Source organism: Dickeya fangzhongdai (genome assembly GCF_002812485.1).
GTDB classification, from domain to species: Bacteria; Pseudomonadota; Gammaproteobacteria; order Enterobacterales; family Enterobacteriaceae; genus Dickeya; species Dickeya fangzhongdai.
On record NZ_CP025003.1, the window covers coordinates 4,190,170 to 4,203,557 of the forward strand.

General features: G+C 55.9%; 14 protein-coding genes. 9 read left to right on the forward strand and 5 right to left on the reverse strand.

From position 1 onward, the window contains the following. Nucleotides 1–7 precede the first annotated feature (7 nt). Nucleotides 8–772, reverse strand: coding sequence for a pyruvate dehydrogenase complex transcriptional repressor PdhR (pdhR, locus tag CVE23_RS18745; RefSeq protein ID WP_038665766.1), 765 nt, complete (start codon nt 770–772; stop codon nt 8–10). A gap of 647 nt (nt 773–1,419) precedes the next feature. On the opposite strand from pdhR, the gene CVE23_RS18750 reads away from it, so the two are divergent. Beyond that, nucleotides 1,420–2,766, forward strand: coding sequence for an amino acid permease (locus tag CVE23_RS18750; RefSeq protein WP_038920213.1), 1,347 nt, complete (start codon nt 1,420–1,422; stop codon nt 2,764–2,766). Nucleotides 2,767–2,825: 59 nt separating this feature from the next. On the opposite strand, the gene ampE is transcribed toward CVE23_RS18750, so the two are convergent. Further along, entirely contained in the window at nt 2,826–3,680 is an 855-nt protein-coding gene (gene ampE / locus CVE23_RS18755; protein ID WP_100850142.1) for a beta-lactamase regulator AmpE, read from the reverse strand. Nucleotides 3,681–3,686: 6 nt separating this feature from the next. Next, nucleotides 3,687–4,247 carry a 1,6-anhydro-N-acetylmuramyl-L-alanine amidase AmpD gene (gene ampD, locus CVE23_RS18760; protein WP_100850143.1) on the reverse strand — a complete coding sequence of 187 codons (561 nt, stop codon included), beginning with the start codon at nt 4,245–4,247 and terminating at the stop codon, nt 3,687–3,689. Between the two features lie 436 nt (nt 4,248–4,683). Here ampD and CVE23_RS18765 point away from each other — a divergent pair, with 436 nt between their 5' ends. The 5 genes from CVE23_RS18765 (at nt 4,684) to hofC (ending at nt 9,927) form a co-directional block, all read left to right on the forward strand. Further along, nucleotides 4,684–5,547 carry a nucleoside-specific channel-forming protein Tsx gene (locus CVE23_RS18765; RefSeq protein ID WP_049853541.1) on the forward strand — a complete coding sequence of 288 codons (864 nt, stop codon included), beginning with the start codon at nt 4,684–4,686 and terminating at the stop codon, nt 5,545–5,547. Nucleotides 5,548–5,689: 142 nt separating this feature from the next. Next, nucleotides 5,690–6,580: a carboxylating nicotinate-nucleotide diphosphorylase gene (gene nadC, locus CVE23_RS18770; protein WP_049853554.1), complete on the forward strand. Its 891-nt coding sequence runs from the start codon at nt 5,690–5,692 to the stop codon at nt 6,578–6,580. A gap of 261 nt (nt 6,581–6,841) precedes the next feature. Then, entirely contained in the window at nt 6,842–7,285 is a 444-nt protein-coding gene (gene ppdD / locus CVE23_RS18775) for a prepilin peptidase-dependent pilin (RefSeq protein WP_038665751.1), read from the forward strand. Between the two features lie 5 nt (nt 7,286–7,290). Next, complete coding sequence (gene gspE, locus CVE23_RS18780) at nt 7,291–8,712, forward strand: type II secretion system protein GspE (RefSeq protein ID WP_038921119.1); 1,422 nt, start codon at nt 7,291–7,293, stop codon at nt 8,710–8,712. 9 nt (nt 8,713–8,721) lie between these two features. Beyond that, nucleotides 8,722–9,927 carry a protein transport protein HofC gene (gene hofC / locus CVE23_RS18785; protein ID WP_100850497.1) on the forward strand — a complete coding sequence of 402 codons (1,206 nt, stop codon included), beginning with the start codon at nt 8,722–8,724 and terminating at the stop codon, nt 9,925–9,927. A 103-nt stretch (nt 9,928–10,030) separates the two neighbouring features. Here the strand turns inward: hofC and CVE23_RS18790 are convergent, their stop codons facing one another. Next, nucleotides 10,031–11,071 (reverse strand): GMP reductase, encoded by a 1,041-nt coding sequence (locus CVE23_RS18790; protein WP_100850144.1) that lies wholly within the window; start codon nt 11,069–11,071, stop codon nt 10,031–10,033. A 165-nt stretch (nt 11,072–11,236) separates the two neighbouring features. On the opposite strand from CVE23_RS18790, the gene coaE reads away from it, so the two are divergent. From coaE to yacG, 3 genes are read left to right on the forward strand one after another with little or no spacing between them, the layout of a single operon-like run. Next, entirely contained in the window at nt 11,237–11,863 is a 627-nt protein-coding gene (gene coaE, locus CVE23_RS18795) for a dephospho-CoA kinase (protein ID WP_100850145.1), read from the forward strand. After that, nucleotides 11,856–12,605, forward strand: coding sequence for a cell division protein ZapD (zapD, locus tag CVE23_RS18800; RefSeq protein ID WP_038665739.1), 750 nt, complete (start codon nt 11,856–11,858; stop codon nt 12,603–12,605). The genes coaE and zapD overlap by 8 nt, the downstream gene beginning before the upstream one ends. Before the next feature lie 43 nt (nt 12,606–12,648). After that, nucleotides 12,649–12,834 (forward strand): DNA gyrase inhibitor YacG, encoded by a 186-nt coding sequence (gene yacG / locus CVE23_RS18805; protein WP_038920217.1) that lies wholly within the window; start codon nt 12,649–12,651, stop codon nt 12,832–12,834. 126 nt (nt 12,835–12,960) lie between these two features. Here yacG and mutT read toward each other — a convergent pair whose 3' ends face one another. After that, nucleotides 12,961–13,362 (reverse strand): 8-oxo-dGTP diphosphatase MutT, encoded by a 402-nt coding sequence (gene mutT / locus CVE23_RS18810; protein ID WP_072093485.1) that lies wholly within the window; start codon nt 13,360–13,362, stop codon nt 12,961–12,963. Nucleotides 13,363–13,388: the final 26 nt, after the last annotated feature.

The window sequence follows — 13,388 nt, forward strand, 5'->3', positions numbered from 1 at the left end:
TGGCGGTCTAATCCTTGCGTTGCTGGAGCCGGCGCAACGAGCGTTCCCGCCGACTATGTTCCCGGTTAAGTTCCAGCAGTACTTCCTCAATAAATGCCAGATGGCGATGTGATGCTTCGCGCGCCTTTTCCGGCTCGCGGGCGACAATCGCCTCAAAAATCCTGGCACGATGGCTACTCACCTGCGTCAGGACTTCACGACTCAGATAAAGCAACTCAAAATTCTGTCTGACGTTCTGTTCGAGCATCGGTCCCATACAGCGTAACAGGTGCAACAGCACGACGTTATGCGTGGCCTCGGTCACCGCCACCTGATAGTGCATGACGGCCTCGGACTCCCCTTCCAGGTCACTGGCTTCGCGCGCGGTTTCAATCTGGGCATGGCAATCGCGGATGCGCTGCAGATCTTCTTCAGTGCCGCGTAACGCCGCGTAGTAAGCAGCTATCCCTTCAAGGGCATGACGGGTTTCGAGGAGGTCGAACTGAGATTCGGGGTGATTACTCAACAGTTCCGCCAGCGGATCGCTAACGCTCTGCCAGAGGTTGTTCTGCACAAAGGTGCCGCCGCCCTGACGGCGCAACAGCAAACCTTTAGCTTCCAACCGTTGAATCGCCTCGCGCAGCGAGGGACGGGAAACATCAAACTGTTTTGCCAGTTCGCGTTCCGGCGGCAGTTTCTCACCGGGGCGCAAGGTTCCCTCAAGGATCAGAAACTCCAGTTGCTGTTCAATCACATCTGACAGTTTGGGCTGACGGATCTTGCTGTAGGCCATGTAGATTCTTCCCGGCGAAAAAGCGCGGAGTCAATTGGTAATACCAATTTTAAAAACGTGACGCACAAAGTAACAAAGTATTCACCTTCTGTCCATACGGACGTTGTGCGAAATCACCAATCACCTCACTTTTTAACAAATGCCCATAATCTTGCGGCAAAAGCACGAATCGGTCAGTGGTATGACCATTCTTGAAGCCCGGACGTTTTAACTTTTTTGAAACCCTAATCAGGCAAAGCTGAACCGTTCAACCCGCAACATTTTGCATTTTTATGCGAAATAAAAGAATAAAAAATCAAAACGATGATGACCTGTCATCGTCTTATTCAGCAATATCCCTAACATATCGCAGCTGTATGACATGGATAAGGCAACCTCGCCGGTTCCTGTCCTCGCCACGATAAAATAACAACCTCATACCGTACAGATGACGGTGATCATGACATCACACTTTTATGTCGTATCTCGCAAGAAATCAGTGCAATTCTCTGCGCGTATCACTATTCTCTGACGCGCGATAGCGTTGGCGGCGATTTAGGTTTGTCAGCGTCGTAAATATAAAATTACACATACGTAAAAAGACAAACACCAGCCCGCGCCACACCGTCGGTGAACGGTTTGTCTTTTCATCGGCAGAGGGTAAAAGTATGCAAGATCAACAAGACGGTACGCTGCAACGCGGCCTCAAAAACCGTCACATACAGTTGATTGCTCTGGGGGGTGCGGTCGGTACCGGGCTGTTTCTTGGTATCGCGCAAACGATCAAGATGGCCGGGCCGTCCGTCCTGCTGGGGTATGCAATCGGCGGTCTGATCGCGTTTTTCATCATGCGCCAGTTGGGCGAAATGGTGGTGGAAGAGCCGGTTGCCGGTTCGTTCAGCCACTTTGCCTATAAATACTGGGGTAACTTCGCGGGTTTCGCTTCTGGCTGGAACTACTGGGTGCTCTATGTGCTGGTGGCGATGGCGGAACTGAGCGCCGTCGGCATCTACGTTCAATACTGGTGGCCGGACATTCCCACCTGGGTTTCCGCCGCGGTGTTCTTTGTGCTGATTAACGCCATTAACCTCGCCAATGTGAAAATGTACGGCGAACTGGAGTTCTGGTTTGCGATTATCAAGGTAGTGGCGATTGTCGGCATGATCGCGTTCGGCGGTTGGCTGCTGATGAGTGGTCATGGCGGACCGGAAGCCACCATCACCAATCTCTGGGCGCAAGGCGGTTTCTTCCCCAACGGCGTCGTCGGTCTGGTTATGGCGATGGCGGTGATTATGTTCTCTTTCGGCGGGCTGGAACTGGTGGGTATTACCGCCGCAGAAGCGGACAAACCGGAAGAAAGCATTCCCCGTGCCACCAACCAGGTTATTTATCGCATCCTGATTTTCTATATCGGTTCACTGACCGTTCTGCTGTCGCTCTATCCGTGGGGTAAAGTGGTGGAAGGCGGTAGTCCGTTCGTGATGATTTTCCATGCGCTGAATAGTGAGCTGGTCGCCAATATCCTGAATATCGTGGTGCTGACGGCGGCGCTGTCGGTTTACAACAGCTGCGTCTACTGCAACAGCCGCATGCTGTACGGTTTGGCTAAACAGGGGAACGGCCCGCAATCGCTGCTGAAAGTCGACCGTCGCGGCGTGCCGGTGGTGGCGATTGGTATTTCTGCGCTGGCAACCGCGCTGTGTGTGCTGATCAACTATGTGTTGCCCGGCAAAGCGTTTGAACTGCTGATGGCGTTGGTGGTGTCCGCGCTGGTCATCAACTGGGCGATGATCAGTCTGGCGCACCTGAAATTCCGCGCCAGTAAAGAGCGCGAAGGGGTACAGACCCGCTTCAAAGCGCTGTGGTTCCCGTTCGGCAACTACCTGTGCCTGGCTTTTATGGCCGGTATTCTGGTGATCATGTACCTGACGCCGGGAATCCAGATCTCCGTCTTGCTGATCCCGGTCTGGCTGGCAGTGCTGGGCATCGGTTATCGTTTCAAAAAGCGTCGCTAATCCGTGACGCAACTATCATGGCCGCGTCGGCGGCCATGATGTTTTCATCTCGCCTCGCGTTATACCAACGTACCGTAAATAGTCAGCAACGCTACGACGACAACCAGCACCAGCGTTACCTTCTTCGCCAGCGACACCGCCGCCCTCGGTGTGGAAATCGGATCGCTATGCGTCTCCCGCTCCAGTGAAAATTGCGCCAGTTGCGTCAGTACCCAGTATTGGGAGGAACGCACGTCCGTCATGGCGGCAAACCAGGCCGGCAGCGCCTTCTCGCCATGCCCCAACAGCGCATAAGCCGCGCCGGCCAACCGCACCGGGATCCAGTCCAGCCAATGCAATAAAGTATCGACGCCGGAATTTGCCCGCTCCAGCGGCGTGTGATGCCGGGCCAGGCAGCACTGACGTGCGCGCAACACCGCGTAACCGACCAGCGCCACCGGGCCATAAGGGCCGGCAGCCACAAACCAGAACAACGGCGCCAGATAAAAGCGGAAATTCAGCCACAGCAACGCGTTCTGCAATTCCCTTAGCCGTTCACGTTCGCTGGCATCCAGCGGCAGGCCGTGAATCAGCGCCAGTTCCTCAGCCATTTCCCGGCAGGCATTCGCTTCGCCACGCTGGGCGGCCTGAATATAACGATGATAGTGCTGCCGCGTTTCCCCGGCGCCGATGCACAGCAACCCAACCGCAATCCATAAGAGCAACAGCGGCAAGCCAAACAGCCATCCGCTAAGCAGCCACTGCGCCGCCAGCACTATCGCCATTCCAGCGATCGTCAGCAGCAAGGTCTGTACCAGCGATGGCGCGGAAAGATGACGGAACACCCGTTCCAGATGGTGATCCAGTTGCCAATGGTCGCCACGTTTAAACAACCGCTCCCACCCCAGAACCAGCAATAGGCTAAACAACGTCATCAGTGGTTACCCCCCTTGTTCCGGCTGTGTCTGCCATAACCATTGATACCGCGCCCAGTCGAACATGGGACCGGGGTCGGTCTTGCGTCCCGGCGCGATATCGCTATGTCCGGTAATGTGTGCTGGCGTAATGCCATAGGTTGCGCTCAACAGACGGGTCACTTCCGCCAGCCGGGCATACTGTTCCGTGGTAAACGGCAGCGTATCGGTGCCTTCCAGTTCAATGCCGATGGCGAAATCGTTACAACGCTCCCGCCCTTCAAACTGCGACACCCCGGCATGCCAGGCTCGCTGACCGAACGCCACGTACTGTACGATTTCGCCGTCGCGGCGGATCAGGCAGTGCGCCGACACCCGCAGATGGCATATCGAGGCAAAATAGGGGTGTTCCCCCCCATCCAGCGTACCGGTAAATAGTTGATCGATATAAGGCCCGCCGAATTCACCCGGAGGCAGGCTGATGTTGTGAATCACCAGCAGAGAAGGCGACTCGCCTTCCGGACGGTCGTCCTGATGCGGCGACAGAACGCGCCTGACGTCTGTTAGCCAGCCATGTTCCACTTTCATCAACGCTCCTTTAATCTGACCTGCCATTCAGCAAACTCTCGTCGCCCATCCAGCCTGTTTATATCCGGTCCAATCCGGACAAGGCGTTACGTAATCTAACCGACTGATCGCGCTCATCATGCGACCATCTTACCGCATCCATCATGTTCCTGACGTGTTAAAAAAACCATTCCGGCTCATCCGCCGACACCATGTCAGGATACGCACACAAATCATGATGTTCTTCTCTTCTTCTGGTATGCTGCGCCCCTTCTTTCCGACAGGCACCCGACGTGCGCGCCATAACAGGCAAACGTTTTCGTCACTGCGCATCGCCGGAAAGTTTTTCAGCACTTATGTTTCACAGTTTTGTTATCACGGTCCGAATCGCTATCCGCTGACCCGGCATGTGCATGCCAGGCGGCCGACAACGGTTCAGGCAATACAGAGAATCGCCATGAAAAAAATCCTTGCCGCCTGTGCAATCAGCACACTGTCATACAGTTTACCCACCCTTGCCGAGGGGAATTCCCCGCAATATCTCTCCGACTGGTGGCACCAGAGCGTCAATGTGGTGGGCAGCTATCACACCCGTTTCGGACCTCAGTTAAACAATGATTTGTATCTGGAATATGAAGCTTTCGCCCATAAGGACTGGTTTGATTTCTATGGCTATGTCGACGTGCCGAAAGTTTTTGGCGCCGGCAACACGCCAGATCGCGGCATCTGGGATAAAGGCTCCCCGCTGTTCATGGAGATCGAGCCACGCTTTTCCATTGATAAGCTGACCAACACCCAACTGGGCTTCGGGCCGTTCAAAGAGTGGTACGTCGCCAACAACATCATTTACGATCAAGGGCAAAATAACGACTCACGCCAGAGCACCTGGTACGTAGGTCTGGGAACCGATATCAATACCGGAACAGACCTGTCGCTGTCCGCCAATATCTATGCCAAGTACCAGTGGCAGAACTACGGCGCGCCGAATGAAGATCGCTGGGATGGCTACCGCTTTAAAATCAAATACTTCTACCCGATTACCTCATTGTGGGGCGGCAAGCTGACTTATATCGGCTTCACCAACTTCGACTTCGGTTCCGATCTGGCTAATAACGCCGGCCCGTCCCGCACCAGCAATGCGATTGCCTCCAGCCATATTCTGGCGCTGAATTATGATCACTGGCACTACTCGGTAGTCGCCCGTTACTTCCATAATGGCGGCCAGTGGGCCGATGGCACCGAGCTGGATTTCGGCCGTGGTCCGTTTAATGTCCGCTCCACTGGATGGGGCTATTATCTGGTGGCCGGTTACAACTTCTGATCCTCCACCATTGCGTATCCCGGTCACGGCCGGGATACCAAAAAGATAAAAGCAATACACTGAATCATATAGATATTTAATGTAAACACCGCCTACTAACCAGCGGGTGGCACGAATTCCGGATTTCCGTCGGAGTAAAATGATGACAACACGTCGTTATAGTCAGGAACAGCGTCAGGCTGAACTGTTCAGCCGCATCGAGCAGGATATTCCCGTCAGCGTAAGTCTGGCATTGCGTGAAGACCTGGGTGGCGAAGTCAACCCGGAGCACGATATCACCGCACAGCTGTTGCCAGCGGAAACGCAGGCCAACGCGGTGATCATTACCCGCGAAGCCGGCGTTTTCTGCGGGCAGCGCTGGCTGGACGAGGTGTTTCGTCAGTTGGGAGGCCACATTGCCATTAACTGGCTGGTCCGCGACGGCGATGTCCTGACGGAAAACCAGCCGCTGTGCCGTCTGCACGGACCATCCCGCATACTGCTGACCGGTGAACGTACCGCCCTGAATTTCCTGCAAACACTGTCCGGAGTGGCAACCGAAGTCAGCCGCTATGTAGCGCAGTTGGCAGGTACCCCTACCCGATTGCTGGACACTCGTAAAACGTTGCCCGGCCTGCGAACAGCGCTCAAATACGCGGTACTGTGCGGCGGCGGTAGCAACCACCGTCTCGGCCTGTCGGATGCGTTTCTGATCAAGGAAAACCACATTATCGCCGCCGGCTCCATCAAACAGGCCGTCGAGCAAGCCTTCCTGTTGCGTAGCGATGTGCCGGTAGAAGTCGAAGTGGAAACGCTGGATGAACTGCAGCAAGCGCTGAGCGCCGGCGCGGATATCATCATGCTGGACAACTTCACGCTGGAAGGCATCCGCGAAGCGGTAACGTTGACGCATGGCCGTGCGCTGCTGGAAGTGTCCGGCAACGTGACGCTGCAAACGCTGCCGGATTACGCCGCCACCGGCGTTGACTATATCTCGGTAGGCGCGCTGACCAAGCATGTGCAGGCACTCGATCTGTCGATGCGTTTCAGTTAGTTCTTCTCGCTCCATCATGGCTCAACTCCATCAGCCCGGCATCTCCGGGTTGGTGGCTATCCTGCTTCCTCTCTGGCTTTTTCGCTAATACATCTTTCGCTTTACCCCATCATTTTGCGAGCGAGCACGCCTGTTTTCTGCAATTACCAATCGTTGCACTCCCTGTTTTCGTAGCGGATTCCTGATTGAAAACATGGCCGTCGCCAGCCATGCCCCTTGCCGTTATCCTGCCGCCACCAGCCACACCAGGGAACCAATAACATGACACAACAAGGATTTTCACTGATTGAACTGATGGTGGTCATTGTCATCATCGCCATCCTGAGCGCGCTGGGGATCCCGGCGTATCAGGGCTATCTGCAAAAAGCCGCCATGACCGACATGCTGCAAACCATGAGCGCTTATAAAACCGCCGTAGATCTCTGCGGCCTCAGTAACGCGGGACTGGATGGGTGCAGCGCGGGCAGCCAGGGAATTCCAACGCCAACCACATCGCGTTATGTCAGCGCGGTCACGGTCAATCAGGGCATCATTACCCTGACCGGCCAGTCGACCCTGCAGGGGCTGAGCATCGTCATGACGCCGACGTTGGATGCGCAGAACGGCGCCTCCCGTTGGACGAGAGCCTGCCAGACCGGCGCCAACGCAGATAGCCTGCGTCAGGCATGTGAAGACGTCTTTCGTTTTGACGCTACAGGCGGATGATCATCATGACTCACAACGCATTACAGCATGAACTGCAATTACTTTGTCGGCGCTACCACGCCCTGCTGCTGGATATGGATGAGCAGGTGGTTTCTATCGCCGTTTCAGGTCTGGTGGCGGAGGAACTGGTCGCCGCGCTACGTTTCGCCAGTCACCGGCGAGTTCTGGTCGAACAATGGCCTGCCGCACGACTGGAACAACAGCTCACGTCGCCACAGGCCGAAGAAACCATCGCGCCTTATCAGGCCGATGCAACAACGCTCGACGAACCCGATGATGCACCGGTGGTCCAGTTCATCAATCAGACGCTGAAACTGGCGATCCAGCGGCGTGCCTCTGATATCCATTTCGAACCGTTGCCTGCCGGTTATCGCGTCAGATTACGTATTGACGGGGTCTTGCATGAAATCCCGCCGGCACCGGATTCTTTGGCCGGACGGCTGATCGCCCGGCTCAAAATCATGGGAAAACTCAATATCGCCGAGCGGCGTTTGCCGCAGGACGGCCAGTTCAGCCTGCGGCTGGATCAGTACGCCTACTCGCTGCGCATCGCCACGTTGCCGGTTCAGGGCGGTGAGAAAGTGGTGCTGAGAGTACTGCAGACACAACAGCAAGCCCTGGAACTGGATGCGCTGGGTCTGCCTGCCCGCGCGTTGCAGCAATTCAAACGGACGCTGAGTTTGCCGCAAGGGCTGATTCTGGTTACCGGCCCTACCGGCAGCGGCAAGACGTTCACACTGTATAGCGCCATTCGCTGGCTGAATGACGTCAGCCGCAATATTTGCAGCGTAGAGGATCCCGTTGAAATTCCGCTGGCCGGCATCAATCAAACCGCTATCCATGCCCAAAGCCAGCTGGATTTCGCCCGGGTACTGCGCGCCCTGCTGCGTCAGGATCCGGACGTGATCATGATTGGCGAAATCCGCGATGCCGAAACCGCAGAAATTGCCGTCAAAGCGGCGCAAACCGGCCATCTGGTACTATCGACCCTGCATACCAATTCCGCCGCCGACACGCTGGTCCGCCTGGGGCACCTGGGAATTCCCGGTTATCTGCTGGCTGCCGCGCTCAAGCTGGTGATAGCCCAGCGGCTGGTCAGGCGATTGTGCCCGCATTGCCGTCAGTTAGCCGGGGATGCCGCAACCTTGCCCGATAATCTGTGGCAAGGCCCGTTACGACAATGGCGAGCGACAGGGTGCGAACACTGTTTCTCCGGTTACTACGGCCGGGCGGCGCTTTATGAACTGCTGCCAGTCACGCCAGCGCTTCAGCAGGCATTGGCTGGTTCCGCATCATGGTCCGATAGCGGTCAGGCACAGCCTCTGCAACAGGAAACCGGGCTGCTATCCGCCGGGCTGTCGCTGGTCCACGAAGGCATTACCTCGCTGGAGGAAGTCTATCGGGTAGTGGGCGATCGCATTGAATAAGGGCGAATGATGGCGGTACAAAAACTCTATTACTGGCAAGCGCTTCGCAGCAATGGCGAATTCTGCGCCGGTGAACGCATCGGCACTAACCGGGATGAGATTTACCAGTATCTGCTGGAGCTTGGCTACCAGCCGTTGCGCCTCAAAACCGGGCAATACCTAACGCCGCGTTACTGGCGCGGCCCTCAGCTATCAGTCATCATCCGGCAACTGGCGACACTGCTGCAGGCCGGGCTGCCATTGCTGGATGCATTGGACCTGCTGGGCCGCCAGCACGAAAAAGCAGGCTGGCGCTGCCTGTTGCAGGAAATTCGCCTGCAGGTGTCTCAGGGGCGAGCGTTATCAGAAGTATTAGCCGACTATCCCGCCGTTTTTCCGGTGATGTGCAGCTCGCTGGTGGCTATCGGCGAACTGACCGGTAAACTGGATGACTGTTGCGACCGGCTGGCAAACTATCAGGAAAACCAGCGCCAACTAACCGGAAAAGTGGTCAAAGCCCTGCGCTATCCGGCCTTTGTGATAACAGTAGGGCTGCTCGTTGCGCTGCTGATGTTAACGCTGGTATTACCGGAATTCGCCGGATTGTACGCCTCCTTTAATGCGCCGCTCCCCTGGCTGACCCGCATGATGCTGGGATTATCGGATACGCTGAGTCGTCACGGTACGCTGCTCGTCACTCTTCCCGTGGCGATATTGCTGAGCTACCGGCAGATACGCCGACAAAAAGCAGAATGGCAAAAACGGGAGCAGCGGTTATTGTTGAGGCTACCGCTGCTATCCACACTGGTACGAGGCCATTGCCTGAGCCAAATCTTTCATACTCTGGCGATGACGCAGCAGGCGGGATTAACGCTGCCTTCCGGCCTGAGCGCCGCCGCGACGCTGAATAACCCGGTTTATCGGCAATCGCTCGCTGAGATCAAAAGCCAGCTTGAGCAGGGCATTCCGCTCGGACAAGCTATCCATGATGAGCCCTGGCTCTATCCGGCTCCTTGCCATCAACTCATCAGCGTCGGGGAGGAAACCGGCGCGCTGGATCAGCTGTTCGCCCGACTGGCAGGCTGGTATGAGAACCATACCCGGCAATTTGCGGATACACTGACGCAAACGCTGGAACCGCTGTTGCTGGTCATCGTCGGCGGGCTGGTGGGAACACTGGTTATCGCCATGTATCTGCCGATTTTCCAGTTAGGGAATGTACTGGCGGGCGCCTGAGCTCGCCAGCACATATACTCACCATGCTTTACTCGTCATACTTCAGGTCGCCGGTGCGCTGGCTTTCCTGCAGCTCGAATATTTGGGGTATATCAGCAGGGGATCAGCCGTTAAACACCCGGTTTTCCTGCTCGGCAACCCGAATGAAAGTAGTTCGTTTGGTCAGTTCTTTCAGCCGCGCTGCGCCCACGTAAGTGCAGGCGGAGCGAAGTCCGCCGAGAATATCGCGCACGGTATGTTCTACCGGACCGCGCAACGGCAAACGTACCGTCTTGCCTTCCGCGGCACGATAATCGGCAACGCCGCCGACATGTCGCTCCATCGCCGAAGCGGAACTCATGCCGTAAAACAGCATCATTTTGCGGCCTTCTTCCTCAATGATATCGCCGCCGCTCTCTTCATGGGCCGCCAGTAACCCGCCCAGCATCACGAAGTCTGCACCGCCGCCAAAGGCTTTGGCGACATCGCCCGGCACGCTACAGCCGCCATCGCTGACAATCTGCCCGCCCAGACCATGCGCGGCATCAGCGCACTCGATAACCGCCGATAACTGCGGATAACCCACGCCGGTTTTCACCCGCGTAGTACAGACGGAACCGGGACCAATACCTACTTTGACAATGTCCGCCCCTGACAATAACAGCTCTTCCACCATCTCCCCGGTTACCACGTTACCGGCACAAATCACTTTGTCCGGAAAGACTTCGCGTGCCTTCTGCACAAAATTGACGAAATGCTCCGAATACCCGTTAGCCACATCAATGCAGATAAATTTCAGAGCCGGCGATAACGCCAGAATCTGCGTCATTTTCTCGAAATCACCGTCAGACGTGCCGCTCGATACCATCACATGACGTAATACAGCAGCGGGCGTACTCTCGATAAACTGCCGCCACTCGGCTACCGAATAGTGCTTGTGTACGGCGGTCAGCAGCTCAAATGACGCCAGTACCCGCGCCATTTGGAACGTACCCACCGTATCCATGTTGGCTGCAATAATCGGGACGCCGGACCAGTCGCCGCCGGCATGCAAAAAGGTAAACTCACGCGTCAGCTCCACGTCTGCTCGGCTTTTCAACGTAGAGCGTTTGGGGCGGATAAGCACATCTTTAAAACCCAACTTGATATCTTCTTCAATACGCATGGTAAACGACCTGATGAAGTGAGAATGATGGTCAAGGAAGGAACGGGCGATAAGCGCCAATTCATAATGATCATACGCCCGAATAATCCGGCGGCAAGACTGCGATTTTCCCTCGATTTGGGCTAGAATCCGATAAATTTACCCAGCCATTTCCAGTTGATTACCATGGCATACATCGTCGCGCTGACAGGCGGCATAGGCAGCGGAAAAAGTACGGTTGCTCAGGGCTTTGCAGCGCTGGGCGCCAGCATTGTCGATGCGGACATAATCGCCCGCCAGGTGGTTTCTCCCGGGCAGCCCGCTCTGACAGCCATTGTTGAACATTTTGGCCGGGAGATATTACAGCCTGACGGCGCGCTGAACCGAAGCGCCCTGCGAGAACGCATTTTTTCCAGCCCGGAGGACAAACGCTGGCTCAACGCCTTGCTGCATCCGCTGATCCATCAGGAGACCCGGCGTCAGTTGGCGGCCGTCACCACCCCTTACGCGTTATGGGTGGTTCCCCTGCTGGTGGAAAATCAGCTTCAGGAGCAGGCGCAGCGTATTCTGGTGGTGGATGTTCCCCTGGAGACGCAATTGCAACGCACCATGGCCCGGGATGGCGTTTCCCGCGCTCAGGCGCAAAACATTCTGGCGTCGCAGGCCAGCCGTGAACAGCGGTTAGCCTGCGCCGATGATATTATCGATAATAATAGCAATCCGAGCGTACTCGCTCCGCGGATTGCCGCTCTGCATCAGCATTATCTGGCGCTGGCTACATCCGCAACTGACAGGACGACCCATAATGAGTGACGTTTCCTCAACAGTTCTTTTTGAATATCCGCTGAATGAAAAAATGCGTACCTGGCTACGCCTGGAGTTTCTGCTGCAACAGATGTACGACAACCACGCGTTGAAGGATATTGGCGTTGCCCTGACCTTCTTCCGCGCGGTGGCGGAATTGCTGGATATTCTCGAACGCGGGGACGCCCGCCCCGACCTACTGAAAGAGCTGGAACGTCAGCAACAAAAACTGGCGCAGTGGGGCGAACTGCCGGAAGCGGACATTGAGCGCATTAACACGCTGCGTCAGAAGTTACGAAACCTGTCGGGCGAACTGATTGCCGCTCCGCGCATGGGGCAAGGGTTGCGTGAAGACAAGTTGATCGGTATGGTTCGGCAACGCCTGAGCCTGCCGGGCGGATGTTGCAGTTTTGACCTGCCCACACTGCATATCTGGTTACACCAGTTGCCAGAACAAAAACAGTGGCAAACCAGCATCTGGCTGGACAGTGTCTCGCCGTTGAAACGCTCGCTCGACAGCATACTGGAATTGATCCGCCATGCGGGCGCCTTCAAGGAACAAATCAGCCTTAACGGTTTCTATCAGGATAATGCGACCGACGCCGACCTGTTACGTTTACGGATTGGTCTTGAGCATCAGATCTATCCGCAAATATCCGGTCACAAGACCCGTTACGCTATCCGTTTCCTGCCGCTGGATAGCGATGGGCAAACACCTGCGCGACTGGCATTCGAACTGGCTTGTTGCTAAGCGAGAACTGTTTTCTGGAGATAACCGTGCCGAGGATAACGAGATGACCGTTGTAAAATGCCCCACCTGCACCAAACCGGTGGAATGGAGCGAAAATAGCCCTTATCGGCCGTTTTGCAGCAAACGTTGCCAGTTGATCGATTTAGGGGAATGGGCCGACGAGGAAAAATACATTCCCAGTGCGGAAGATGTATCCGACAGCGACGTCTGGAGCGAGCCGCAGCACTAATCCGGTATTGCTACTAATTCCGGTATTGCTACTAATTTCGGTATTCGCTTATTGCCATTTCGCACCGCGATTCATGCTGGCTTCAGCGCATGAATCGTCGGCAGTACGGCAAACCCCGGCTGGAATTTAGGCGATGCCCGCCTTCAGGCGACGAATCATCTCGGCGTTGGCGGGCGGAAATTCTGCTTCATCCAGTTCGTCAGCCGTCAGCCAGCGCGAGGGTTGGCCTTCACGACCATACGGCTCGCCGCGCCATTGCTCCACCAGGAAGAAATGCAGTGTAATCAGGCGTTCGCCTGCCGAAAACGTTTTGCTGTCCAGCGGTTTTGGATTGATCACCTCAATCCCCGCTTCTTCATGCAGTTCTCGCACCAGCGCCTGCTCCGGCGTTTCACCTTCTTCGACCTTGCCGCCGGGAAACTCCCATTTGCCGGCCATGTGCACCCCGGCCGGGCGACAGGCGATGAAGAACTCTCGCTGCGGATTCCGAATAATCCCCACCGCCACAGATAAAGTTTTTTGCATCATTATCCTTTCAACCAGTGAAAAGGCGG

Bases quoted from the DNA above. Each gene is read 5' to 3' on its own strand.
- pdhR (WP_038665766.1), bottom strand. From the start codon at position 772: ATGGCCTACAGCAAGATCCGTCAGCCCAAACTGTCAGATGTGATTGAA.
- CVE23_RS18765 (WP_049853541.1), top strand. From the start codon at position 4,684: ATGAAAAAAATCCTTGCCGCCTGTGCAATCAGCACACTGTCATACAGT.
- yacG (WP_038920217.1), top strand. From the start codon at position 12,649: ATGACCGTTGTAAAATGCCCCACCTGCACCAAACCGGTGGAATGGAGC.
- nadC (WP_049853554.1), top strand. From the start codon at position 5,690: ATGACAACACGTCGTTATAGTCAGGAACAGCGTCAGGCTGAACTGTTC.
- ampE (WP_100850142.1), bottom strand. From the start codon at position 3,680: ATGACGTTGTTTAGCCTATTGCTGGTTCTGGGGTGGGAGCGGTTGTTT.
- CVE23_RS18790 (WP_100850144.1), bottom strand. From the start codon at position 11,071: ATGCGTATTGAAGAAGATATCAAGTTGGGTTTTAAAGATGTGCTTATC.
- ampD (WP_100850143.1), bottom strand. From the start codon at position 4,247: ATGAAAGTGGAACATGGCTGGCTAACAGACGTCAGGCGCGTTCTGTCG.
- hofC (WP_100850497.1), top strand. From the start codon at position 8,722: ATGGCGGTACAAAAACTCTATTACTGGCAAGCGCTTCGCAGCAATGGC.
- mutT (WP_072093485.1), bottom strand. From the start codon at position 13,362: ATGATGCAAAAAACTTTATCTGTGGCGGTGGGGATTATTCGGAATCCG.
- coaE (WP_100850145.1), top strand. From the start codon at position 11,237: ATGGCATACATCGTCGCGCTGACAGGCGGCATAGGCAGCGGAAAAAGT.
- gspE (WP_038921119.1), top strand. From the start codon at position 7,291: ATGACTCACAACGCATTACAGCATGAACTGCAATTACTTTGTCGGCGC.
- zapD (WP_038665739.1), top strand. From the start codon at position 11,856: ATGAGTGACGTTTCCTCAACAGTTCTTTTTGAATATCCGCTGAATGAA.
- CVE23_RS18750 (WP_038920213.1), top strand. From the start codon at position 1,420: ATGCAAGATCAACAAGACGGTACGCTGCAACGCGGCCTCAAAAACCGT.
- ppdD (WP_038665751.1), top strand. From the start codon at position 6,842: ATGACACAACAAGGATTTTCACTGATTGAACTGATGGTGGTCATTGTC.